Origin of the sequence: Serratia sp. szju (assembly GCF_044594185.1) — a bacterium.
In the GTDB taxonomy this organism is placed as follows: domain Bacteria; phylum Pseudomonadota; class Gammaproteobacteria; order Enterobacterales; family Enterobacteriaceae; genus Serratia; species Serratia bockelmannii.
The window spans coordinates 2,786,436-2,808,996 of the sequence record NZ_CP172576.1; the positions used below are offsets into that span (position 1 = coordinate 2,786,436).

The 22,561-nt window shown below is 60.6% G+C and carries 18 protein-coding genes, 6 tRNA genes and 1 other RNA gene; 10 read left to right on the forward strand and 15 right to left on the reverse strand.

From position 1 onward, the window contains the following. Nucleotides 1-238 precede the first annotated feature (238 nt). From budA to RE418_RS13195, 3 genes are all read left to right on the forward strand, one after another. Complete coding sequence (budA, locus tag RE418_RS13185; protein WP_025303770.1) at nucleotides 239-1,018, forward strand: acetolactate decarboxylase; 780 nt, start codon at nucleotides 239-241, stop codon at nucleotides 1,016-1,018. Nucleotides 1,019-1,050: 32 nt separating this feature from the next. Further along, nucleotides 1,051-2,736, forward strand: a complete 1,686-nt coding sequence (alsS, locus tag RE418_RS13190) for an acetolactate synthase AlsS (RefSeq protein ID WP_149570110.1) — start codon at nucleotides 1,051-1,053, stop codon at nucleotides 2,734-2,736. A 143-nt stretch (nucleotides 2,737-2,879) separates the two neighbouring features. Further along, nucleotides 2,880-4,466, forward strand: coding sequence for an ABC transporter substrate-binding protein (locus RE418_RS13195; protein WP_089181181.1), 1,587 nt, complete (start codon nucleotides 2,880-2,882; stop codon nucleotides 4,464-4,466). A gap of 28 nt (nucleotides 4,467-4,494) precedes the next feature. Here the strand turns inward: RE418_RS13195 and RE418_RS13200 are convergent, their stop codons facing one another. From RE418_RS13200 to RE418_RS13240, 9 genes are all read right to left on the reverse strand, one after another. Then, entirely contained in the window at nucleotides 4,495-5,301 is an 807-nt protein-coding gene (locus tag RE418_RS13200) for an ABC transporter ATP-binding protein (protein ID WP_399676280.1), read from the reverse strand. Nucleotides 5,302-5,318: 17 nt separating this feature from the next. Then, nucleotides 5,319-6,356 carry an iron-enterobactin ABC transporter permease gene (fepG, locus tag RE418_RS13205; protein WP_089181179.1) on the reverse strand — a complete coding sequence of 346 codons (1,038 nt, stop codon included), beginning with the start codon at nucleotides 6,354-6,356 and terminating at the stop codon, nucleotides 5,319-5,321. Further along, complete coding sequence (gene fepD, locus RE418_RS13210) at nucleotides 6,356-7,411, reverse strand: Fe(3+)-siderophore ABC transporter permease (protein ID WP_049209335.1); 1,056 nt, start codon at nucleotides 7,409-7,411, stop codon at nucleotides 6,356-6,358. The genes fepG and fepD overlap by 1 nt, the downstream gene beginning before the upstream one ends. Nucleotides 7,412-7,625: 214 nt before the next feature. Beyond that, entirely contained in the window at nucleotides 7,626-8,633 is a 1,008-nt protein-coding gene (fepB, locus tag RE418_RS13215) for a Fe2+-enterobactin ABC transporter substrate-binding protein (protein ID WP_049209334.1), read from the reverse strand. A 207-nt stretch (nucleotides 8,634-8,840) separates the two neighbouring features. Beyond that, nucleotides 8,841-8,965, reverse strand: a non-coding RNA gene (locus RE418_RS13220) — RtT sRNA. A 74-nt stretch (nucleotides 8,966-9,039) separates the two neighbouring features. Continuing rightward, nucleotides 9,040-9,115: transfer RNA gene (locus RE418_RS13225), tRNA-Lys, on the reverse strand. 7 nt (nucleotides 9,116-9,122) lie between these two features. Further along, nucleotides 9,123-9,198, reverse strand: a tRNA-Val gene (locus tag RE418_RS13230). Between the two features lie 38 nt (nucleotides 9,199-9,236). Then, a tRNA-Val gene (locus RE418_RS13235) sits at nucleotides 9,237-9,312 on the reverse strand. A gap of 28 nt (nucleotides 9,313-9,340) precedes the next feature. Continuing rightward, a tRNA-Val gene (locus RE418_RS13240) sits at nucleotides 9,341-9,416 on the reverse strand. A 294-nt stretch (nucleotides 9,417-9,710) separates the two neighbouring features. On the opposite strand from RE418_RS13240, the gene gltX reads away from it, so the two are divergent. After that, entirely contained in the window at nucleotides 9,711-11,126 is a 1,416-nt protein-coding gene (gene gltX, locus RE418_RS13245) for a glutamate--tRNA ligase (RefSeq protein WP_025303764.1), read from the forward strand. 67 nt (nucleotides 11,127-11,193) lie between these two features. Here gltX and RE418_RS13250 read toward each other — a convergent pair whose 3' ends face one another. Continuing rightward, on the reverse strand, nucleotides 11,194-11,979 hold the full coding sequence (locus RE418_RS13250) for a formate/nitrite transporter family protein (protein WP_043143749.1): 786 nt from the start codon (nucleotides 11,977-11,979) through the stop codon (nucleotides 11,194-11,196). A 308-nt stretch (nucleotides 11,980-12,287) separates the two neighbouring features. Between RE418_RS13250 and RE418_RS13255 the strand changes: the two genes are divergently transcribed. After that, nucleotides 12,288-12,363: transfer RNA gene (locus RE418_RS13255), tRNA-Ala, on the forward strand. Nucleotides 12,364-12,423: 60 nt separating this feature from the next. Next, nucleotides 12,424-12,499: transfer RNA gene (locus RE418_RS13260), tRNA-Ala, on the forward strand. 118 nt (nucleotides 12,500-12,617) lie between these two features. Here RE418_RS13260 and RE418_RS13265 read toward each other — a convergent pair. Next, nucleotides 12,618-13,805: a NupC/NupG family nucleoside CNT transporter gene (locus tag RE418_RS13265; protein ID WP_004936373.1), complete on the reverse strand. Its 1,188-nt coding sequence runs from the start codon at nucleotides 13,803-13,805 to the stop codon at nucleotides 12,618-12,620. 377 nt (nucleotides 13,806-14,182) lie between these two features. On the opposite strand from RE418_RS13265, the gene RE418_RS13270 reads away from it, so the two are divergent. Beyond that, nucleotides 14,183-15,418 carry an Nramp family divalent metal transporter gene (locus RE418_RS13270; protein WP_089181178.1) on the forward strand — a complete coding sequence of 412 codons (1,236 nt, stop codon included), beginning with the start codon at nucleotides 14,183-14,185 and terminating at the stop codon, nucleotides 15,416-15,418. 42 nt (nucleotides 15,419-15,460) lie between these two features. Here RE418_RS13270 and RE418_RS13275 read toward each other — a convergent pair whose 3' ends face one another. Then, the gene (locus RE418_RS13275; protein ID WP_025303761.1) at nucleotides 15,461-15,871 is read right to left on the reverse strand and encodes a DUF2502 domain-containing protein; all 411 of its coding nucleotides are present in this window, start codon (nucleotides 15,869-15,871) and stop codon (nucleotides 15,461-15,463) included. Between the two features lie 223 nt (nucleotides 15,872-16,094). Continuing rightward, nucleotides 16,095-17,084 carry an L-glyceraldehyde 3-phosphate reductase gene (mgrA, locus tag RE418_RS13280; RefSeq protein WP_060433780.1) on the reverse strand — a complete coding sequence of 330 codons (990 nt, stop codon included), beginning with the start codon at nucleotides 17,082-17,084 and terminating at the stop codon, nucleotides 16,095-16,097. Between the two features lie 188 nt (nucleotides 17,085-17,272). Here mgrA and RE418_RS13285 point away from each other — a divergent pair, with 188 nt between their 5' ends. Beyond that, on the forward strand, nucleotides 17,273-18,934 hold the full coding sequence (locus RE418_RS13285) for a thiamine pyrophosphate-binding protein (protein ID WP_342094132.1): 1,662 nt from the start codon (nucleotides 17,273-17,275) through the stop codon (nucleotides 18,932-18,934). On the opposite strand, the gene RE418_RS13290 is transcribed toward RE418_RS13285, so the two are convergent. Beyond that, on the reverse strand, nucleotides 18,931-19,800 hold the full coding sequence (locus tag RE418_RS13290; protein WP_025303758.1) for a LysR family transcriptional regulator: 870 nt from the start codon (nucleotides 19,798-19,800) through the stop codon (nucleotides 18,931-18,933). The genes RE418_RS13285 and RE418_RS13290 overlap by 4 nt on opposite strands. Nucleotides 19,801-19,896: 96 nt before the next feature. Between RE418_RS13290 and RE418_RS13295 the strand changes: the two genes are divergently transcribed. Both RE418_RS13295 and RE418_RS13300 read left to right on the forward strand, forming a co-directional pair. After that, nucleotides 19,897-20,349 (forward strand): multidrug/biocide efflux PACE transporter, encoded by a 453-nt coding sequence (locus tag RE418_RS13295; protein WP_025303757.1) that lies wholly within the window; start codon nucleotides 19,897-19,899, stop codon nucleotides 20,347-20,349. A 66-nt stretch (nucleotides 20,350-20,415) separates the two neighbouring features. Next, complete coding sequence (locus RE418_RS13300; RefSeq protein ID WP_025303756.1) at nucleotides 20,416-21,108, forward strand: aspartate/glutamate racemase family protein; 693 nt, start codon at nucleotides 20,416-20,418, stop codon at nucleotides 21,106-21,108. On the opposite strand, the gene RE418_RS13305 is transcribed toward RE418_RS13300, so the two are convergent. Next, nucleotides 21,105-22,352: an ion channel protein gene (locus RE418_RS13305; protein WP_342094133.1), complete on the reverse strand. Its 1,248-nt coding sequence runs from the start codon at nucleotides 22,350-22,352 to the stop codon at nucleotides 21,105-21,107. The two genes, RE418_RS13300 and RE418_RS13305, sit on opposite strands and share 4 nt — an antisense overlap. Nucleotides 22,353-22,561: the final 209 nt, after the last annotated feature.

Here is a 22,561-nt window from a genome sequence, read left to right on the forward strand (position 1 = left end):
CAACACCAGATTAACCGTTCAATTTGATATCCGATCCAGCATTAATGATTAGTGAGCCTTTACTTTCACTCATCATGCTGTTGACTCTGGATATCGGCCGGCCAGCCGTGCCGGTTTTTTTGTCGCCTCAGGCTGAATCGTTCCAACTGATGAACGCGCCTGAGGGGCATCTTGGCCCGCCGTCGGCGGGTCTTTTGAACGCGTGGAACCGCAGTTCCGCGCTGGTGGAGGAGTCAGCATGAACGAAAAACACGGGTGTTCCTGTGCGCGCCATTTGGCGCAGGGTTTTGCCAGGCAGTCGATCAACGCCGGGGAGGGCGAAATCTATCAAATCTCGCTGATGAGCGCGCTCATCGACGGGGTCTACGAGGGGGAAACCACCATTGCCGAGTTGCTCAAACACGGCAACTTTGGCCTCGGTACCTTCAATCATCTGGACGGTGAACTGATCGCTTTCGACCAGGAAATACACCAGCTGCGCGCCGACGGCAGCGCCCGGCCGGCCGGCCTGCAACAGAAAACCCCCTTCGCCGTCGTCACCTTTTTCCAGCCCAGCGTCAGCCAGCAATTCGACCGGCCGATCACCAAGGCGCAGCTGCACCAGTGCATCGACGAACAGGTCGCCTCGCCGAACCTGTTTTGTGCGGTGCGGGTCGACGGCGAGTTCAGCCACGTGGAAACCCGCACCGTGCCGCGCCAGGAGCGGCCTTACCGCCCGATGCTGGAAGCGATAGAAGAGCAGCCGACCTTCTCGTTCCATCAGCGGCGCGGCACGCTGGTCGGCTTCCGCTCGCCGGATTACATGCAGGGCATCGGCGTGGCCGGCTATCACGAACACTTCGTTACCGACGACCGCAGCGGCGGCGGCCACGTGCTGGACTATCAGCTCGATCATGGCCGTCTGCAGTTCGGCGTCATCACGCGTCTCAATCTTCAGTTGCCGCATGATGCGGATTTCTTGCGCGCCAACCTCTGCCCAGAGGATTTGGACCGCGCGATTCGTTCCGCCGAGGGCTAACCCCGGCGATCGTTTTCTTAGGAGGTGGAACCATGGCACAGGAAAAAACAGGCAATGACTGGCAATGCGGCGCCGATTTGGTGGTGAAAAACCTGGAAGCGCAGGGCGTCAAACACGTTTTCGGTATTCCGGGCGCCAAAATCGACCGGGTGTTCGACTCGCTGGAGGACGCGCCGTCGATCGAAACGGTGGTGGTGCGGCATGAGGCCAACGCGGCCTTTATGGCGGCGGCGGTCGGCCGCTTGACCGGCAAGGCCGGGGTGGCGCTGGTCACCTCCGGGCCGGGCAGCTCCAACCTGATCACCGGGCTGGCTACCGCCACCTCGGAAGGGGACGCGGTGGTGGCCTTCGGCGGGGCGGTGAAGCGCGCCGACAGCCTGAAGCAGACGCACCAGAGCATGGATACCGTCAGCATGTTCCGGCCGGTCACCAAGTATTGCGCCGAAGTGCATGCCGGTTCGGCGATTTCCGAGGTGATCGCCAACGCCTTCCGCCGCGCCGAGTTCGGCCGGCCGGGGGCGTCGTTCGTCAGCCTGCCGATGGATATCGTCAATGAACCGGTCAGCGCGCCGGTGCTGGCGGGCTGCCGCTTGCCGCGCATGGGGGCCGCCGCGGCAGACGACATTCAGGCGGCGGTGAAACTGATCCGCCAGGCCAAATGCCCGGTGCTGCTGCTGGGCTTGCAGGCCAGCCGGCCGGAGAACAGCGAGGCGGTGCGCCATCTGCTGTACCGCACCCATATGCCGGTGGTCGGCACCTATCAGGCGGCGGGGGTGATCGACGTCAACCACTTTGCCCGTTTCGCCGGCCGCGTCGGCCTGTTCAACAACCAGCCGGCCGATCAGCTGCTGCAGAAGGCCGATCTGGTGGTGAGCGTCGGTTATGATCCGATCGAATACGATCCCTGCATGTGGAACAGCCACGGGCGGCTGAAGCTGGTGCATATCGACGTGCTGCCGGCGGATATCGATACCTGCTATCGGCCGGACGTCGAGCTGGTGGGCAACATCAGCGCCACGCTGAACATGATGACCGAAGCGTTCAATGAGGCGGTCTGCGTGCCGCCGGAGGTGGAGCTGATCCTCACCGATCTCGGCCGCCAGCGCACTGAACTGGCGGAGCGCGCCGCTCGCCGCGGCGGCATGCCGATCCACCCGCTGCGCATCGTCAAGGAGCTGCAGGACATCGTCAGCGACGACGTGACGCTGTGCGTGGACATGGGCAGTTTCCACATCTGGATCGCCCGCTATCTTTACAGCTTCCGCGCTCGCCAGCTGTTGATCTCCAACGGCCAGCAAACCATGGGGGTAGCGCTGCCGTGGGCCATTGGCGCGGCGCTGGTGCGCCCCGGCGACAAGGTGGTGTCAATCTCCGGCGACGGTGGCTTCATGCAGTCGAGCATGGAGCTGGAGACCGCGGTGCGGCTGAAAAACAACATCGTGCACGTGATCTGGGTCGATAACGCTTACAACATGGTGGAAATGCAGGAAGTGAACAAATACCAGCGCAAATCCGGCGTGGAGTTCGGGCCGATAGACTTCAAGGCCTACGCGGAATCCTGCGGCGCGGTCGGTTTCGCCGTGCAGTCGGTGGAAGATCTGCGGCCGATGCTGCGCAAGGCGATGGAGATCCAGGGGCCGGTGGTGGTGGCCATTCCGGTCGACTACGCCGATAACTATAAGCTGATGGCGCAGATGAACTTCAGCCAGATGATTTAATTTCATCATCCTCGCGCCGTTTCACCGGGGCAGGCCGCTTGCGCGCCTGCCCGTTTTTATGCGCGGAATTTGTCCTTTACATCGCTAACTGCATGATTTATTGCTATCCGTTCGGCTGTTTTTTCACCACTGGGGATAGCGCAATGAAAAGAAAAGCAATAACGATCGGGCTGCTGGCGTTGGCGATTGCCGGCGGCGCGCGGGCCAATACGCTGGTCTACTGTTCCGAAGGCTCGCCGGAAGGCTTCAACCCGCAGCTGTTCACCTCCGGCACCACGGTAGACGCCAGTTCGGCGGCGATCTACAACCGGCTGGTGGATTTCAAACCCGGCACCGTCGAGCTGCAACCCAGCCTGGCGGAAAGCTGGGAGGTGAGCGAAGACGGCAAGCGCTATACCTTCCATCTGCGCAAGGGCGTGGCATTCCAGAGCAATAAATATTTCACGCCCACCCGCGATTTCAACGCCGATGACGTCATCTTCTCGTTTATGCGCCAGAAGGACGCCAACAACCCGTATCACAAGGTCTCCAACGGCGCCTACACCAACTTCGAGTCGATGGAGTTCGGCACGCTGATTGACCGGATCGTCAAGGTGGATGACCACACCGTGCGTTTTGAACTCTCCCGCGCCGAGGCGCCGTTCGTCGCCGATCTGGGCATGTATTTCGCCACCCTATTATCGGCGGAATATGCCGACGCGATGCTGAAGGCCGGCACGCCGCAGCGGGTGGACAACGATCCGATCGGCACCGGGCCGTTCCAGCTGGTGCAGTACCAGAAAGACGCGAAAATCCTCTACAAGGCGTTCGACCGCTACTGGGAAGGCAAGCCGAAGATCGATCGGCTGGTGTTTTCGATCACGCCGGATGCGACGGTGCGTTACGCCAAGCTGCAAAAGAACGAGTGCCAGGTGATGCCGTTCCCCAACCCGGCGGATCTGGCGCGCATGCGGCAGGACGGCAACCTTCAGGTAATGGAAAAATCCGGCTTGAATATCGGTTTCCTGGCGTTCAACACCCAGAAGAAACCGTTGGATAACGTTAAGGTGCGCCAGGCGTTGGCGCTGGCGGTCAACAAGCCGGCGATCATCGACGCGGTGTTCCACGGCGCCGGCCAGCCGGCCAAAAATCTGCTGCCGCCGACCCAGTGGGGCAGCAACGCGCAGCTTGAAGACTACCCGTATTCGCCGGAGCGGGCGAAGCAGCTGTTGCAGGAGGCCGGGCTGGGGCAGGGCTTCGATATCGATCTATGGGCGATGCCGGTGCAGCGGCCCTATAACCCCAACGCCAAGCGCATGGCGGAGATGATCCAGGCCGACTGGGCTAAAATCGGCGTGCGCGCCAAAATCGTCACCTTCGAGTGGGGCGAGTATTTACAGCGGATTAAAAACGGCGAGCACCAGACCGCGCTGATGGGCTGGACCACCGCCAACGGCGATCCAGACAACTTCTTCGGCCCGCTGTTCACCTGCGCTTCGCTCGGCGGCTCCAACTCGGCGAAATGGTGCTACAAACCGTTCGACCAGCTGATCCTGCAGGCGCGTGAAGAGAACGATCACGCCAAACGGGTGGCGATGTATCAGCAGGCGCAGGTGATAATGCACGATCAGATGCCGGCGCTGATGATCGCGCACTCGACCATCTTCGAACCGGTGCGCAAGGAAGTGAAAGGCTACGAAATAGACCCGTTCGGCAAACACATCTTCAAGCAGGTGTCGCTGGAGAAGTAACGAAAAGGCCGGGGTAACCCGGCCTTTTTCATGCGTGCGGCGCGTCGCAGTGGTAGCGGCTGCGCGGGATCACCAGCGGCGTGTGGGACAGCGGATCGTCGATGATCATGCACGGCATGCCGAACACCCGTTCCACCAGCTCGGCGGTAATGATCTCCGCCGGGTTTCCCTCCGCCACGATCTTGCCGTCGCGCATGGCGATGATGTGATCGGCATAGCGGCAGGCGTGGTTGAGATCGTGCAGCACCGCGATGAGGGTTTGGCCGCGCTCGCGGTTGAGCTGGCGGAACAGATCCAGCAGCTCTATTTGGTGCGCGATGTCGAGGTAGGTGGTTGGTTCATCCAGCAGCAGCAGCGGCGTTTGCTGCGCCAACGCCATCGCCACCCAGACGCGCTGGCGCTGTCCGCCGGACAGTTCGTCGACGCTGCGGTCCGCCAGCTGGCTGACGTTGGTGGCCGCCATGGCGGCTTCCACCGCCTGTTTGTCGGCCTGCGTCCACTGTTTCAACAGGCTCTGGTGCGGATAGCGGCCGCGCGACACCAGGTCCGCCACGGTAATGCTGTCCGGTGCGATCGAGGTTTGCGGCAGCAGCCCAAGCTCGCGCGCCAGCGCCTTGGTGGCGAAGCTGCTGATGTTTTTGCCGTCCAGCATCACCTCGCCGGCGCTGGGTTTCAGCAGGCGGCACAGGGCGCGCAGCAGCGTCGATTTGCCGCAGGCGTTCGGCCCGACGATCACCGTGAAGGCGCCATCGGGGATCGCCACGCTCAGATCGTCAGCGATGATTTTATTGTCGTAGCCCAGCTTCAGGTGCGAGGCGTGCAGGCGGTGGCTCATGGCATTATCACTCTTCATTATCTGCGGGCCTCACGGATGAGCAGCCAAATCAGGTACAGGCCGCCGATGCAGACGGTCACGACCCCGACCGGCAGTTGGATCGGCGCGAAAAGATGTTGGGACACCACGTCGGCGCTGAGCAGCAGCGCTGCGCCCATCAGCGCCGATGACGTCAGGGTGACCGAGGATTGTCCGGCCAGGCGGCGGGCGATCTGCGGCGCCGCCAGCGCGATAAAGGAAATCGGCCCGGCGGTGGCGGTGACGGCGGCGGTGAGGGTAACGCCGAACAACATCAGCCACAGCCGGCTGCCTTCGGCGTTCACGCCCAGCGCGCGCGCCGTGTCGTCGCCCATTTCCAATAGCTGCAGCCGTTTGCCCATCAGCAGTGCGGCCGCGGCCGCCAGCACGATGAACGCCGTGGCGGGCTGGGCTTTCTGCCAGGTCATGCCGTTGAGCGAACCGGCCTGCCACATGGCGGCGTCCATGGCGCGCTCCAGCGAAGCGGTGATGATCAGCCAGGTATTGGTGGAGACCAAGACCGCGCTGATGGCGATGCCGACGATGATCAGCCGGAAGCCGGCGATGCCTTGCCGCCAGGCCAGCAGGTAGATGGCCAGCGCGGCGAGAATGCCGCCGGCCAGCGCGCCGCCGGCGATGTAGTAATAGCCGCCGTTGAACAGGGTGATGGCGATCAGCGCGCCGGTGTAAGCCCCCATGTTAAAGCCAATCACGTCCGGGCTGCCGAGCGGGTTGCGGATAATCGACTGGAAGATGGCGCCGCTCATGCCGAGCGCGCCGCCTAACAACAGCGCCATGGCAATACGCGGCAAACGCCATTGGGTGACCACGGTGACCAGATTTTTCGGCGCCTCGCCGCTGAGCGCGGCAAAGACCTGTTCCAGCGAAAGTTGCAGTGTGCCGTAGCACAGCGCGGCAACGGCCATCGCCAGGCACAACGCCAGCAGCGAAAGATTGACCAGCAGCAGGCGCAGCGGCATGCGCCAGTTGATGACGCCGCCCGGGCGGCCGATATGCAACGTGTGGGGCAGACTCATCACAGACCCCCCAGCGTTTTCTTGCGGCGCACCAGCCAGATCAGCACCGGCGCGCCGATGAAGGCCGCCACGATGGAAACCCGCAGTTCACCGGCCGCCAGCAAGCGGCCGACCACGTCGGCGCACAGCAGTAAAATCGGCGCCAGCAGCATGGAGTAGGGCAGGATCCAGCGCTGGTCGGGGCCGACCCACCAGCGGGCGATATGCGGCACCATCAGGCCGATGAAACTGATTGGGCCGACGGTGGCGGTCGCCGCGCCGCACAGCAGCGTGATGGCGATCACCGCGACAATCTGAGTCAGCACTACGCGCGCGCCGAGCGCGATAGCCAAATCTTCCCCCATACCGATGGTATTCAGCGGCCGGGCGATGAGCAGCGTCAGCAGGCAGCCGAGCAAAATGGCGGGGGCGGTGACCGGCAGCGTGGACAGCGTGCGGATATCCAGCGTGCCGGCCTGCCAGAAGCGCAGTTGGTCAAAGGTTTGCGGATCGATCAGCGACAGCCCGGTGGTGATGCCGAGCAGTACCGCGCCGATCGCCACGCCGGCCAGCGTCAGCCGCACCGGGTTGATGCGCCCACCCGCCAGCGTGCCGATCAGGTAGACCAGCAGGGTGGTGAGGGCAGCGCCGACGAAGGCATAGGCCATATAGCTTTCAGTGGTGGCGGCGCCGAAAAACATGATGCCGATGACCACGGCGAAGCTGGCGCCGGCGTTGATGCCGAGCACGCCGGGATCGGCCAGCGGATTGCGCGTCAACGCCTGAATCAGCGCGCCGGCGGCGCCGAGCGCCATGCCGGCTAAAATGCCCGCCAGCGTACGGGGCACTCGGGCGTTGAGAATGATGGTGCTGTCGGAACCGCTCGCGGCGCCCTGCAGGCTGAGCCAGACGGTATGGAAGGGGATGGCTTTGGAACCCAGCATCAGGCTGGCAATGATGCACAGCAGCAACAGCGCCAAACCGATACCGAACCCGGCGAGGCGTTTGAAGCCACTGGCGTAAGCTGCGTGCGGTGCGGACGAAAGCGTCCGCTCAGTCGGAGTGGGTACGTTCACACCGGTAACTCCTGTATGATTTTTATTCTCATTGTTATTTGCGTTCATGCGGGCGCTAATAGTAGCACGAGTTTACGCCCGCATGCACCCGCCGGTTGGTGGCAAAGGTGCGTTGACGATGTTAATAACTATTGATATTTCAATTGATTGAATGTGAACGGTCGCCCCGTTTGCGGAAAGCGTCGGCAGGAGCCTGGCCTGCCGACGGCGTGGTTCAGGGCTTTTTGAACAGCCGTTCGATTTGGTTCAGCATGTTGGTGGCACTGTAATAATCGAGGCGGAAGGTGTCGTTGCCGACGGCATAGACGTGCCGCTGTTCCACCGGCTCCAGATGTTTAAGGAACGGGTTGGTCAGCACCTCTTGCACTTTGCGCTCATTGGTGGCGAACAGGATCAGGGTTTTGCCGTTCAGGCCTTCGGCCATTTTTTCACCGGAGATCTGGATGATGTCATGGCGTTTACCCATGCTGGCGTTGCCTTTGGCGCTTTCCGGCGGGGTGGCCAATTGGAAGCCAAGCTGGGTCAGCAGCTTGCCCTGGGCGGAGCCCGGTGTCCACAGCATGGCCTCGCGGCCGTTGTCGGCATACACCAGCGGCGTGGTCGGCTGTGGCGGCAGGGTGATCGCCTGCTTCACTTGCTCCACGCGCTGTTCGAAACGATCTTCCGCCTGTTTGGCGCCGGCTTCGTGACCGGTGATCTCACCGAGCTCGCTGGCCAGCTGTTGCCAGCTTTTGTCGCCATAATCGAGTACTAACGTCGGCGCAATGGCGGACAGCTGATCGTACAGCTTCAGCGCTGAATCCCCGCCGGTGGCGGCGACGACGATCAAATCCGGCGCGGCAGCGGCGACGGCTTCGGCATTGGGTTCCACCTGATACAGCCGTTCGACGTGGCGCTGTTTGGCCACCTCGCTCCACTGGGTAAAGAAGCCTTGTTGGTCGGCTACCAGGGGATTTGGGCTGGTGGCGGCGCTGGCGACCACCGGGGCGTCGATCGCCAGCAGCGTACCGGTGATGGTGACGCTGGTGGACACGATGCGCTGCGGCGGTTTTTCCAGCGTGAATTTCCCTTTGGCGCTGTCGATGGTGCGCGGCCAACTGCTGTCGGCAGCGGGGGCGGAAGGTTTCTGCTCGTCGTTCTTGTCGTCCGGGCCACAGCCGCTGAGCAACAGGCTGGAAGTGGCGATGAATGCAATGAACAGCTGGCGTAAGGATAGGGTCATGAGCGGGCTCTTTCTTTCCTTGAACTAAGGCGTATCAATCCGGCGGCGGATTGGCTGAGTGGTGGATGCCCGCTAATTTACCATTCAAGCCGCCAAAATGATAACCATTCGTATCTCAGCGCGTGGTGAATAAAGAAAGAATACGAAGAAAAGGGAAGTGGGTGAGACAGAAACGGAAAAAGCGCCCAAAGGCGCTTTTCTCTGAATGGGTGGGTCGTGCAGGATTGATTCGGCCTGTGGCCTCACCCTACGGGCAACGCTGCGCGTTGTCGTGTCGCTGCGCGATGCTCGAACCTGAACGCAGGATCTCACCCGCACGACTCAGTGGGCCATGTCAGTAAGAAATAAAGGCAGAGTCAGGTGGCGCAGAAACGAAAAAAGCGCCAAAAGGCGCTTTTTTCTGAATTGGTGGGTCGTGCAGGATTCGAACCTGCGACCAATTGATTAAAAGTCAACTGCTCTACCAACTGAGCTAACGACCCGCAGAAGTGGTGGGTGATGACGGGCTCGAACCGCCGACCCCCTCCGTGTAAAGGAGATGCTCTACCAACTGAGCTAATCACCCACTTCAGGACTTCCAGGTACTGCTAAACGAGAGAATGATGGTGGGTGATGACGGGCTCGAACCGCCGACCCCCTCCGTGTAAAGGAGATGCTCTACCAACTGAGCTAATCACCCTCATTCGTTCTCATTTTTCTCAACAAGATGGTGGGCGATGACGGGCTCGAACCGCCGACCCCCTCCGTGTAAAGGAGATGCTCTACCAACTGAGCTAATCGCCCCGTCTTGTTGGAGTCGCATTATAGGGATAGTTCAAAGTGAGTCAACGCTTTTTAAAATGATTTCAATCGTTCGCCGCAAATTTAGGCAGGGCGCGATAATTATCGCCAGTAGCGCTGATTCTTTACGCAACGCTATGCGAAACTCGCCGCAAAACGCGCGAAATCGACCGGCGCAATATCGTGTCGGCGTTGAGGAATTAGCGCGTGGTGATACAATGTCGTCCACTCTTTTTTCAATTCCGAGCAATCGTCGGCCATCGCCGACACGCGTTGCGTAATAAGGCAGTGAACCCAATGAAAATCAAAACCCGTTTTGCACCGAGCCCGACCGGCTATCTCCACGTCGGCGGCGCGCGTACCGCACTTTACTCCTGGTTGTTCAGCCGCCATGCGGGCGGTGAGTTCGTTCTGCGTATCGAAGATACCGATCTGGAACGTTCGACCCAGGACGCGATCGACGCAATTATGGATGGCATGAACTGGTTGAACCTGGATTGGGATGAAGGCCCGTATTTCCAGACCAAGCGTTTCGATCGCTACAACGCGGTCATCGACGAAATGCTGGAGCAGGGCACGGCCTATAAATGCTATTGCTCCAAGGAACGTCTGGAAGCGCTGCGCGAGAAGCAGATGGAAAACGGCGAGAAGCCGCGTTACGACGGCCACTGCCGCGACAGCCAGTGCAGCCACACCGACGACGAGCCGCACGTGGTGCGTTTCCGCAATCCGCAGGAAGGGTCGGTGATCTTCGACGACAAAATTCGCGGCCCGATCGAATTCAGCAACCAGGAGCTGGACGATCTGATCATCCGCCGCACCGACGGTTCGCCAACCTATAACTTCTGCGTCGTCGTCGATGACTGGGATATGGAAATCACCCATGTGATCCGCGGTGAAGACCACATCAACAACACCCCACGCCAGATCAACATTCTCAAAGCGCTGGGTGCGCCGGTGCCGGAATATGCGCACGTGTCGATGATCCTCGGCGACGACGGTAAAAAATTGTCCAAGCGCCACGGCGCCGTGGGTGTTATGCAATACCGCGACGACGGCTATCTGCCGCAGGCGCTGCTGAACTACCTGGTGCGCCTGGGTTGGTCCCATGGCGATCAGGAGATCTTCTCCATCGATGAGATGAAAGAGTTCTTCACGCTGGAAGCGATCAACAAATCCGCCAGCGCCTTCAACACCGAGAAGCTGCAGTGGCTGAACCACCACTACATCAACCATATGCCGGCGGAAGAAGTGGCGGTGCATCTGGCATGGCACGTTGAGCAACTGGGCATTGAAACCCGCAACGGTCCGGAACTGAAAGACCTTGTCAAGCTGCTGGGCGAGCGTTGCAAGACGCTGAAAGAGATGGCGGAGTCTTGCCGTTACTTCTACGAAGACTTCAGCGAGTTCGACGCCGACGCCGCCAAGAAGCACCTGCGCCCGGTCGCGCGTCAGCCGCTGGAAGCGGTGCGTGCCAAGCTGGCCGCCATCACCGTCTGGACGCCGGAAAATGTGCACGACGCCATTCAGGGCACGGCGGATGAGCTGGGTGTCGGCATGGGCAAAGTCGGCATGCCGCTGCGCGTCGCGGTGACCGGCGCCGGCCAGTCGCCGGGCATGGACGTGACCGTGCATGCGATCGGCCAGAAGCGCTCGCTGCAGCGTATCGATATGGCGCTGGCTTACATCGCCGAGCGTGAAGCCCAGGCCTGATTAGGCTGATACGCCGTAAATGAAAAAGCCCCGTGGAGCGATCCCGGGGCTTTTTTATTGCTTGCTGTCAGGCTTGTTCGCCGGCCGGCAAACCCGGACGGTAGGCGATGAAATACATCAGCCCGACAAAGCCGGCGCCGCCCAGCGCATTGCCGAGAAATACCGCGACGAAATTAGGCAGATACTGTTCCCAACCCATGCCGCCGGCAAAGATGGCCGCCGGGATGATGAACATATTCGCCACCACGTGCTGGAAGCCGATGGCGACAAAAGCCATGACAGGGAACCACATGCCGATCACTTTGCCCGGCACATCTTTGCTGGCGAAGGCTAACCACACCGCCAGGCACACCAGCCAGTTGCAGCCGACGCCGGAAATGAAGGCGTGCAGGAAGTCCGCATCCACTTTGGCCTGCGCGATCGCCAGCGTCTTATGCAAGAACGCGCCTTCGGTCAGGCCCAGCAAATGGCCGAAGAAGTACGCGACGGCCACGCTGCCGGCCAGGTTGGCCAGAGTGACCCAAAACCAGTTGCGCAGCACGGCGATGGCGGGGATTTCGCGGGCAAACCAGGCCATCGGCAAGGTCATCATGTTGCCGGTCAGCAGTTCGCCGCCGGCCAGAATGGTCAGGATCAAACCGATAGGGAAGACCGCGGCGCCCAACAGGGCGCCGAAAGAGCCCCATTCAGCCGGCAGGGTGCCGATGACGTGAATATCCAGCAGGAAGCCGGTGGCGATAAAGGCGCCGGCGAGAAAGCCCAGAATCAACAGATTAGCGAGAGGGGCGCGGCTTTTGTTTACCCCGGCCTGAACGGCGAGGGCGGCGATTTCTTTTGGTGAATGCAAAGACATGACGGACTCGGTTTATAGTAATAAAGTTTATGGCGCGGGCAGTCTATGCCGCTCGGGAGCCCGACTCAAGCGCATTTCGCTAACATTCCGTTAATTAAAAATCAACGTGATATGCAGGGTCTTTTGCTATTTTGAGATGTAGCGCGCAAAATGGATGAACTCTGCACAAACTGATGATTTTTTGGCGCCAAAGATGCTGATTTGGCGGCTTTTTCAACGCTTGATTCAGTAATTCAATTTAGCCGTTGACAGCTTTGAATGGGTTTCATATTATGCGCCCCGTTCACAGCACAAAGTGATTGTGGAACGGGGCTATAGCTCAGCTGGGAGAGCGCTTGCATGGCATGCAAGAGGTCGACGGTTCGATCCCGTCTAGCTCCACCAACCTTCTTCTCAGAGAGGTTGGGGAATACCGTAACGCCGGTCAACGCGTACCACTTTTGTGGGGCTATAGCTCAGCTGGGAGAGCGCTTGCATGGCATGCAAGAGGTCGACGGTTCGATCCCGTCTAGCTCCACCACCATTTAAAAAGCCGACCTTAGGGTCGGCTTTTTGCTTTTCGTCATTTATCCTTCGCCGAATGCCAAGCAATAAAAAAGGCGCCCGCAGGCGCCTTGTTATCGTCGTCGGTTCGAGGCTTAGCCCAGCACCAGACCCGCGATGGAAGCGGACAGGATGCTGACCAGCGTAGAGCCGTACACCAGCTTCAGACCAAAGCGCGACACCACGTTGCCCTGGTGTTCGTTCAGGCCCTTGATCGCACCGGCCACGATGCCGATGGAAGAGAAGTTGGCGAAGGACACCAGGAACACCGACAGGATCCCCAGGCTGCGCGGCGACAGCTCGGCAGAGACTTTCTGCAGCTCCATCATGGCCACGAATTCGTTGGAAACCAGCTTGGTGGCCATGATGCTGCCGACCTGCAGGGCTTCGTGTTTAGGAATGCCCATGATCCAGGCGAACGGATAGAAGAAGTAACCGAGGATTTCCTGGAAGCTCAGGCCGAAGATAGCGCTGAATACGCCATTGAGCGCGGCGATCAGGGCGATGAAGCCAATCAGCATCGCGGCGACGATAATCGCTACTTTGAAGCCGGCCAGGATATATTCACCCAGCATTTCGAAGAAGCTCTGGCCTTCGTGCAGATTGCCCAGATGCAGCTCTTCTTCTTTATTGGTGTCGTACGGGTTGACCAGCGACAGCACGATAAAGGTGCTGAACATGTTCAATACCAGTGCCGCCACCACGAACTTGGCGTCCAGCATGGTCATGTAGGCGCCGACGATAGACATGGACACCGTAGACATCGCGGTTGCCGCCATGGTGTACATGCGCTTTTCCGACATCTTGCCCAGGATATCCTTGTAGGCGATGAAGTTTTCGGATTGGCCCAGGATCAGCGAGCTGACGGCGTTGAACGACTCCAGCTTGCCCATGCCGTTCACTTTCGACAGCACGGTACCGATAATGCGGATGATGAAAGGCAGCACTTTGATGTACTGCAGAATACCGATCAGCGCCGAAATGAAGACGATCGGGCACAGCACCTTCAGGAAGAAGAACGCCAGGCCTTTGTCGCCCATGCCGCCGAACACGAAATCAGTCCCTTGTCCCGCAAACCCGAGCAGTTTGTCAAACAGCGCGGCGAATCCTTTTACGAAGCCCAAACCCGCTTCCGAATGCAGGAAAAAGTAGGCCAGCAGTACTTCGATAACCAGTAATTGAATAACATAGCGAATGCGGATGCTTTTACGATCGCGGCACACCAACAGGGCCAGGATCGCCACCACTACTATCGCCAACGCAAAGTGCGCAATATGGGACATGTTTGCTCCAAATTTGAGGCAGGCTGAATTTCGGCTGTCATTTTATGTAACGCTACGTTTAAAAACGAGACTTCTATTGCAAATATGGAAAATCATAGCGGGAATTCTCCTAAAGTGTTGCGCAAAAGCATAAAAAATCAAGATGTTAACGCAGAGATAGGAAATTCGTATTCTTGTGCTAACCTGTCTTTCAGGGGTATTGCAGCTAAAATCCCATCCCAAAAGCACGGAAATCGGCATGCTTGGTGTCGGACCCTTCGATAAAACCATTAATGTTGGCTATTACAGAGATAAGTTTTACCGCTCTAAATGCGCTTGATAATTATTATCATTTATATAGAGTGGAGATAAACGTAATTTCAGTAAGGGTTCAACATATGCTGAACAGTCGCGTGGTTGAAACCACCCCCGGTCGCTCCGCCAGAAAAATCAAACTCTCGCTGATGGGGCCCGCCTTCATCGCCGCTATCGGCTATATCGATCCCGGTAACTTCGCCACCAACATCCAGGCCGGCGCCTCGTTCGGCTACAGCCTGCTGTGGGTGGTGGTCTGGGCCAACGTGATGGCGATGCTGATCCAACTGTTGTCTGCCAAGCTGGGCATCGCCACCGGGAAAAACCTGGCCGAGCACATTCGCGATCGCTTTCCGCGGCCGGCGGTGTGGGCCTATTGGGTGCAGGCGGAGATCATCGCCATGGCGACCGACCTGGCCGAGTTTATCGGCGCGGCGATCGGCTTCAAGCTGCTGCTCGGGATTTCCCTGTTGCAGGGCGCGGTGCTGACCGGCATCGCCACCTTTTTAATTCTGATGCTGCAAAAACGCGGGCAAAAGCCGCTGGAACGGGTGATTGGCGGCCTGCTGCTGTTCGTCGCCGCCGCTTACATCGTCGAGCTGGCATTCTCTCAGCCGCAGTTTGCGCCGTTGCTGAAGGGGATGGCGCTGCCCGATCTGCCTAACGGCGATGCGGTATTTCTGGCCGCCGGGGTATTGGGTGCCACCATCATGCCGCACGTGATCTATCTGCATTCGTCGCTTACCCAAGTCGGCGGTGAGCACGATAAGGCGGAGCGCTATGCCGCCACCAAAGTCGACGTCGCCGTCGCCATGACCATCGCCGGTTTCGTCAACCTGGCGATGATGGCCACTGCCGCCGCCGCGTTTCATTTCAGCGGCCACAGCGGCATCGCCGATCTCGACGTGGCTTACCTGACGCTGCAGCCGCTGCTCGGGCAAGCCGCCGCCACCATGTTTGGCCTGAGCCTGGTGGCCGCCGGTCTCTCCTCTACCGTGGTGGGCACGCTGGCGGGGCAGGTGGTGATGCAGGGGTTTGTGCATTTCCATATCCCGCTGTGGCTGCGTCGCGCGGTGACCATGCTGCCGTCGTTTATCGTTATCATGCTGGGAATGGACGCCACGCGCATTCTGGTGCTGAGCCAGGTGCTGCTCAGCTTCGGCATTGCGCTGGCGCTGGTGCCGCTGCTGGCTTTCACCGGTAATCGGGCGCTGATGGGGGAAATGGTCAACGGCCCGCTGGTGCAAAACCTGGGCAAGCTGATCGTACTGGTGGTGGTGGGATTGAACGGCTACCTGCTGATCGGCAGCGTGCTGTAGGCAAAAAAAAACGCGGGCCGGCATTACGCCGGCCCGTCGTCGTTAATCGCGGTCGTCATCGCCGTGGCGGCGCCAGCGATCGCGGTCATGATCGTGGTGGTGCTTTTTCTCTTTCTTCCAATGGTGCTTATCGTAATGCTTGTCGTATTTACGATAGCGCCCTTCATGATAGTAATAGTGTTTGCGCCAGTAGTCGCGGTCGCGCCAGCGATAGCCGTCCCAGTAGTAACCGCGACGGCTGCGGTCGCCGAGATAGCGCCCCTGATGGCCTTGCCACCAGTCGCGATCGCGCCAGTCGTAACCGTCCCAGTAACGGCCGCGATTGTCCTGATCGCCGATGCGCAGTGAAACGCCCGGCATCAGATCGATGCTGATCCCTTCGGCGTGTGCTTGCTGTGCGGCGGGCAGTACCGTCGCCGCCAAGATGGCGGCCAAGAGCAGAGGTTTAAACATGGCTTCTCCTTCCCGCTTGCGCGGCTTGGCCGTTTGTCACTTTATGAAGCGCGTTCATCAGTTTAAAAAAGCGGCCTTATCGTTATTTTGCTGCAATATCGGCATCATAGCGCCAGCGCATAGGGTTGAATCTGAGAGCCACTCTGAAAACGGTGCGGGAGGCCAAGATTTGAGATTTTTCTGGAGTCTCGCCGCTCGATTGAGCGGCGGAATTTGTAAACGATTACAATAAGATTTTCTCGATCTGCGCGAGCTCTTCTTCACTGAAGTGACGATTGGCCAGCATGCCCACCGCGTCTTCTATCTGCGCATTCTTACTGGCGCCGATCAGCACCGAGGTAACGCGATCGCCGCGCAGCACCCAGGCCAGCGCCATCTGCGACAGCTTCTGCCCGCGTTGCCGCGCCAGCGCATCGAGGCGGCGCACCTTGTCCAGCCGCTCGTCGGTCAACTGCTCCGGCTGCAGGAAGCGGCTGCCGCTGGCGGCGCGGGAATCTTGCGGGACGCCGTGCAGGTAGCGGTCGGTCAGCAGGCCGCCCGCCAGCGGCGAGAAGGCGATCGAGCCGACGCCATGCTCCGCCAGCGTATCCAGCAATTCCGCCTCCGGCGTGCGTTCCAACATCGAATACTTGGGCTGGTGGATCACGCACGGCGTACCGAGCCGCTGCAGAATGTCGAACGCCTGTCGCGCGCGCTCGGCCGGGTAGTTGGACAGGCCGACATACAGCGCTTTGCCCTGGCGCACCAACAAATCCAGCGCCGCCATGGTTTCTTCCAGCGGCGTGTCCGGATCCGGCCGGTGGTGGTAAAAGATATCCACATACTCCAATCCCATGCGCTTCAGGCTCTGATCGAGGCTGGCGACCAGGTACTTTTTCGAGCCCCAATCGCCGTAGGGGCCGGGCCACATGGTGTAACCGGCTTTGGATGAGACGATCAGCTCATCGCGCCAGGCCCGCAGATCGGCGTTGAGAATGCGGCCAAAGTTCTCCTCGGCGGCGCCGGGCGGCGGGCCGTAGTTATTGGCCAGATCGAAATGGGTAATGCCGCGATCGAAGGCGCAGCGGATCAGGCCGCGGGCGTTGTCGTACAGCGTGGCGTCGCCGAAGTTGTGCCACAGCCCGAGCGAGACGGCGGGCAGCTTCAGCCCGCTGCGGCCACAGCGCCGGTATTCCATATCTTGATAACGCGTAGGGGAGGCTTGGTAGGACATAGTTATCCTTGTCGGCGAGAGGTGAAGTGCTTTGAGTGTATACGTTTCCACACCACGCTGCCGGGGGAGCGATCACAGCGCCGGCATGTAACGCCAGGTTGCCGTTCGATGCCGGAGCGTTTGTTCGAAATTTGAACGGCATCTTCGATAATTAAGATAATCGCTCCAGCTGCAGACAGGTGATGATCATGACTCAGACCTATACGGTGGCCGATTATCTTCTCGATCGTCTGGCCCAAATCGGCATCCGTCATTTCTTCGGCGTGCCGGGGGATTACAACCTGCAATTTCTTGATCATGTTCTCGCTCATCCGCAAATCAGCTGGGTAGGCTGCGCCAACGAATTGAACGCCGCCTACGCCGCCGATGGCTACGCGCGCTGCAAACCGGCGGCCGCGCTGCTCACCACGTTTGGCGTCGGCGAGCTAAGCGCGTTGAACGGGGTAGCCGGCAGCTACGCCGAATACCTGCCGGTGATCCACGTGGTCGGCACCCCGGCGCAGCGCGCCCAGCGCGCCGGTGATTTGTTGCATCATTCGCTGGGGGATGGCGACTTCACCCACTTCGCCCGGATCGCCAAAGAGGTGACCGTCGCGCAGGCCAATCTGACCGCCGATAACGCCGCGATGGAGATAGACCGCCTGATCGGCGTCGCCTTGCTGGAACATCGCCCGGTTTATCTGATGTTGCCCAGCGACGTCGCGCAGGCGCCGCTGCCGAGTAAACCGGCGCCGCTGATGCTGCGCCAGGCCAAACTGTCGCAGAACGCATTGCAGGCATTTATCGCCGCGGCGCGCGAAAAGCTGCTGTCGGCGCGGCGGGTGTCATTGTTGGCGGATTTCCTGGCCGATCGCTTCGGCGCCGAAGGGGTGCTGGACGAGTGGCTGCAGGAGGTCGACATTCCGCACGCTACGCTGCTGCTTGGCAAAGGCGTGCTGGATGAGAACCGCACCGGTTTTGTTGGTACCTACTGCGGCGGCGCCAGCGATCCGGCGGTGAAACAGCTTATCGAAAACGCCGATGTGGTGATCAGCGTCGGGGTGCGTCTCACCGACACCATTACCGCCGGTTTCACGCATCATCTGCCGGTGGAAAAATGCATCGATATTCAGCCGTTCGAAGCCTGGGTTGGGCGGCGGTGTTTTAGCCGCATCCCGATGCGCGAGGCGGTACAGGCGCTGCATCGCCTGAGTCTGTCGCTGGCGTCGCGTTGGCCGTTGCCGCCGATCGTCCGCCCGACGCTGCCGGAAGGCGATGGGGAAGGGCTGGATCAGCACGCCTTCTGGCGGCAGATACAGGATTTCCTGCGGCCGGGGGATATCGTGCTGGCCGATCAGGGCACCGCCTGTTTCGGCGCGGCGGCGCTGACGTTGCCGCGCGGCTGCCGGATGATCGTGCAGTCGCTCTGGGGATCGATCGGCTATACCCTGCCGGCGACGTTCGGCGTGCAGACTGCCGAACCGCAGCGCCGGGCAGTATTGCTGATCGGTGACGGCGCCGCGCAGTTGACCGTGCAGGAACTGGGATCGATGCTGCGCGACGGGCTTAAACCGGTGATCTTCGTGCTGAACAATCAGGGGTATACCGTTGAACGCGCGATCCACGGGCCGGAGCAACGTTATAACGATATCGCGCGCTGGAACTGGACGCAGCTGCCGTCGGCGTTGGCCGGTGAGCGGCCGGTGAAGGCGTTGCGGGTCAGCGATCCGGACGGATTGCGTCAGGCGCTGCGCGAGGTAGCGGACGACGAACGGCTGGCCTTCATCGAAGTGATGCTGCCGAAGATGGACATTCCGGAACTTCTCGATACCGTCTCCCGCGCCATTCAGGCGCGCAACGCCGCCGCTTAGGGCAGGGTATCGCCCAGTAGGCGCTCCAGCATCCAGAACCCCGCCGGGCCCGGCGGGGTCAGTTTGGACCATACCGCATCCACCGAAATCAGTTTTGGCCAGCCGCGCGGCCGCAGCTGGGTGAGCCTGCCGTGGCCGTATTGCTGCACCAGCCAGTGCGGCAACACCGCCCAACCGAATCCTTGTTCCGCCATCTCCAGCAACAGCAGATAGCTGGGCGCCGACCAGACCAGGCCACCCTGTCTGGCCGCCTCGGCGCCGGTGTAGGTATTGAGGATCAGTTGGCGGGTGCTGGACAATTGCTCTGGCGTCGGCGCGGCGACCTGCGCCAGCGGATGCTGATGGGCGACGAACAGCCCCATTTCGGTCTGCTCAGGCAGCCGGGAGAAGGCGATATCCGGCGGATAACGTTTTTGCACTTCTACCATGCCCAAATGCGCGCGGCCGCTTTGCAGCAGATCGATAACGTCGCCTTCCTCGGCGATCATCCATTCCAGCTCAATTTCCGGGTAGCGCTGTTCGAACAGTTGCATTAACCGATCGTGATGCTTGGGCTGGTAGGTATCGGAAAACACCATGCTCAGGCGCGGTTCAACCTCGCCCGCCAGCTGAATGCTCAGGGCATCGAGCCGTTCGCTGGCCGCGAGGATCGCCTGTACGTGCCCCAGCACTTTGCGGCCGGCGGCGGTGAGCACCGGCTGGCGCGCGCTGCGATCGAACAGCGTCAATGCCAGGTCGGCCTCCAGATTGGCGATGGCGGTACTGACGGTGGATTGGCTTTTACGCAGCTTGCGCGCGGCGGCGGAAAATGAGCCGAGGGCGGCGGCTTCTACGAACGCCTGTAACGCTTCCGGTGAATAGTGCATATATCTACTTTATCGATGGAACCTATTTTTAATCTACCCAAAAAAGCGATGATAATCACCTGGCTTTCGCAACAACTGTTGAAAAAAAGGTGATGTATGCAACTGCAAAACAAGTCTCTCATTGAACGTATCGTCCACGCCGTCGGTTTCGAGGCCATCGCCGTGATGGTTTGCGCCCCGCTGGGCGCGTGGCTGCTGAACCGCTCAATGGTGCAGGTCGGTGCGTTGGCGGTGATGCTCTCCACCGTCGCGATGCTGTGGAACATGGTTTACAACACGGTGTTCGACCGCCTGTGGCCGGCCAGCCGGGTGGTGCGTAACCTGAAGGTGCGCGCGCTGCACGCCGTCGGCTTTGAAGCCGGTTTTATCCTGATCGGCGTGCCGATCGCCGCCTGGATGCTGAGTATCTCCTGGGCGCAGGCGTTTATGCTGGAAATCGGTTTCTTCCTGTTCTTCCTGCCGTACACCATGGCCTATAACTGGCTGTACGACACGCTGCGCCAGCGCTGGTTCGAAGCGCGCCAGCCGATCAATTCCGGCGTCAAATAAGGCGTCGTCAGCCCGGCGATTCTCAGGTAAGGTCAGAGGATCGTCGGAAATGCTGAGGAACGAAGGATGAAAGTGTTGGGTCTGCTGGGCGGCATGAGTTGGGAATCCACCATTCCGTATTACCGCACCATCAACGAGCAGGTAAAGGCGCGCCTCGGCGGGCTGCATTCGGCCAAAATCGTGCTCTACAGCGTCGATTTTCAGGAAATTGAACGCTTGCAGCATCAGGGCGATTGGGATGGTGCCGGCCGGCTGCTGGCCGAGGCCGCCGTGGCTTTGCGCGCCGCCGGCGCCGAAGCCATCGTGATCTGCACCAACACCATGCACAAGGTGGCGGAGGCGGTCGAGCAGGCCAGCGGCCTGCCGCTGATTCACATCGCCGACGCCACGGCGCTGCAGGTGCGGGAAAAAAACATTCGCCGCGTCGGGCTGCTGGGCACGCGTTTTACCATGGAGCAGACCTTCTACCGCGGCCGCCTGCAGGAATTGCACGGCATTGATGTGGTGACGCCGGTCAGCGCCGATCGTGACATCGTGCACCGCATCATCTATGACGAGCTGTGCCTCGGTAACATTCGCGATGCCTCGCGCGATGAGTATCGCCGGATCATCAGCGACCTGGAGCAACAGGGCGCGCAGGGGATTATTTTCGGCTGCACCGAGATAGGGTTGTTGGTGAGTGAGCGGGATGCGTCGGTGCCGGTGTTCGACACCACCGCGATCCACGCCCGCGCTGCCGCCGCGTTCGCGCTGGACTAATCGTCGTGCGGCGGTTGCCGGCGGTTCACCAGCATCAGCGGTTTGCCTGCCAGCGTCAGCCAGGCGGGCAGCATCACGATGCATAAGACGGGCAGCAGGTGCAGATCCGGCACCACCGCCACCGCCATGAACAGGCTGAGCCAGCCGTCGCGCGTGACCACCAGCACCAGCCCCATGATGGCGCAGGAGACGGTGATCGCCGCCGGCACCGCCGGAACGTGCTGGTGCAGCATCAGCCCCAGCGCCACCCCGACGAACACCGCCGGGAAGATGCGCCCGCCGCGAAAGCCGCTGGCGGCGGCGATCACCAGCGCCGCCAGCTTGGTCAGGGTAACGGTCAACAGCGCCGGCACCGAATAGTTGCCGTCTGCCGCGAGGCGCTTCATTTCATCCAGCCCTTTGAACAGGGTAATCTCTCCGCCCACCAGCGCCAGCAGGCCCAGCACAAAGCCACCCAGTCCTAACATCAACACCGGATTCTTCATCGAATGGAACAGGCGGTGAACGTGTGGGAAGCACCACAGCGCCACCATGCCGAGCGCGATGGCGATCAGCGCCACGATGGCGCCGCTGAAGATGTCCGACAGTCGCGTTATGTCGTAGGCGTCGAGCTGCAGGGCGAAATTGGGTACGAAGAACATCTGGGTGGTGACCGCGCCGGCGGCGGCGGCCACCAGCGGGGCGAACAGCCGATCCCACAGCGGCGTTTCGTTATTGCCCGCCAGGGTTTGCGAGAAGATCAGTGCGGCGGCGACCGGCGTGCCGAACATCGCGCCGATGGTGCCCGCGGCCGCCAGGATGATCCAGTCCATGCGCGGCACCTTCGGCAGCAGGCGCGCGCCGGCCGCCGCCACCAGCGCGATATTGATGGCGGTGATCGGGTTCTCCGGCCCCAGGCTGACGCCGCCGGCCAGGCCGACGATCAGCGCCAATCCCAGCCCCGGCAGGGCGGAGAGCGGCAGCGGCATGCCGATCAGCGATTCCGTCGCCGGATCCGGCCCGGCATGGCCCGGCATATAGCGCACGATCAGGCCGACCGCCACACCGGTCAGCGTCAGCATGCCGAGCGGCCACCAGGGTGCCTGGGCATCCAGGCTCAGCGCGTCGGGCAGCGTCACCCACAGCCATTGCTGCAGCGTAGCGGCGACTTTCATCATCAATAGCAGCACCAGACTGGAGGCGGAACCGATAATCAGCGCAGGCAAAGCAAAGGCCAACATGGCATTGGCGCGCGGATGCAGCATGGATAATCCCTTGTCGATGCCTCCATGCAGGGCAGGGAGAGCGGGTGGTTGGGCAGTGGCCACAGCTTGCCAGACTATCGGCGAGCAGGCACGCATTGATATTGCCCGGCGTCGATGACGGTTAACAGTCGCGGCGGCGCGTTTTTTGCCGCAATTTGTTTCAAATCGCGGCATCACAGGCAAGCTGAAACGTTTTTTGTGATCCGGAT

Excerpts from the sequence above, each read along its gene's own strand:
- fepB (WP_049209334.1), bottom strand. The coding sequence starts at position 8,633 with ATGACCCTATCCTTACGCCAGCTGTTCATTGCATTCATCGCCACTTCC.
- RE418_RS13265 (WP_004936373.1), bottom strand. The coding sequence starts at position 13,805 with ATGTCCCATATTGCGCACTTTGCGTTGGCGATAGTAGTGGTGGCGATC.
- RE418_RS13285 (WP_342094132.1), top strand. The coding sequence starts at position 17,273 with ATGACTCAGACCTATACGGTGGCCGATTATCTTCTCGATCGTCTGGCC.
- RE418_RS13300 (WP_025303756.1), top strand. The coding sequence starts at position 20,416 with ATGAAAGTGTTGGGTCTGCTGGGCGGCATGAGTTGGGAATCCACCATT.
- RE418_RS13305 (WP_342094133.1), bottom strand. The coding sequence starts at position 22,352 with ATGCTGCATCCGCGCGCCAATGCCATGTTGGCCTTTGCTTTGCCTGCG.
- fepG (WP_089181179.1), bottom strand. The coding sequence starts at position 6,356 with ATGAGTCTGCCCCACACGTTGCATATCGGCCGCCCGGGCGGCGTCATC.
- mgrA (WP_060433780.1), bottom strand. The coding sequence starts at position 17,084 with ATGTCCTACCAAGCCTCCCCTACGCGTTATCAAGATATGGAATACCGG.
- gltX (WP_025303764.1), top strand. The coding sequence starts at position 9,711 with ATGAAAATCAAAACCCGTTTTGCACCGAGCCCGACCGGCTATCTCCAC.
- RE418_RS13290 (WP_025303758.1), bottom strand. The coding sequence starts at position 19,800 with ATGCACTATTCACCGGAAGCGTTACAGGCGTTCGTAGAAGCCGCCGCC.
- RE418_RS13275 (WP_025303761.1), bottom strand. The coding sequence starts at position 15,871 with ATGTTTAAACCTCTGCTCTTGGCCGCCATCTTGGCGGCGACGGTACTG.
- alsS (WP_149570110.1), top strand. The coding sequence starts at position 1,051 with ATGGCACAGGAAAAAACAGGCAATGACTGGCAATGCGGCGCCGATTTG.
- RE418_RS13270 (WP_089181178.1), top strand. The coding sequence starts at position 14,183 with ATGCTGAACAGTCGCGTGGTTGAAACCACCCCCGGTCGCTCCGCCAGA.
- RE418_RS13200 (WP_399676280.1), bottom strand. The coding sequence starts at position 5,301 with ATGAGCCACCGCCTGCACGCCTCGCACCTGAAGCTGGGCTACGACAAT.
- RE418_RS13195 (WP_089181181.1), top strand. The coding sequence starts at position 2,880 with ATGAAAAGAAAAGCAATAACGATCGGGCTGCTGGCGTTGGCGATTGCC.
- budA (WP_025303770.1), top strand. The coding sequence starts at position 239 with ATGAACGAAAAACACGGGTGTTCCTGTGCGCGCCATTTGGCGCAGGGT.
- RE418_RS13250 (WP_043143749.1), bottom strand. The coding sequence starts at position 11,979 with ATGTCTTTGCATTCACCAAAAGAAATCGCCGCCCTCGCCGTTCAGGCC.
- RE418_RS13295 (WP_025303757.1), top strand. The coding sequence starts at position 19,897 with ATGCAACTGCAAAACAAGTCTCTCATTGAACGTATCGTCCACGCCGTC.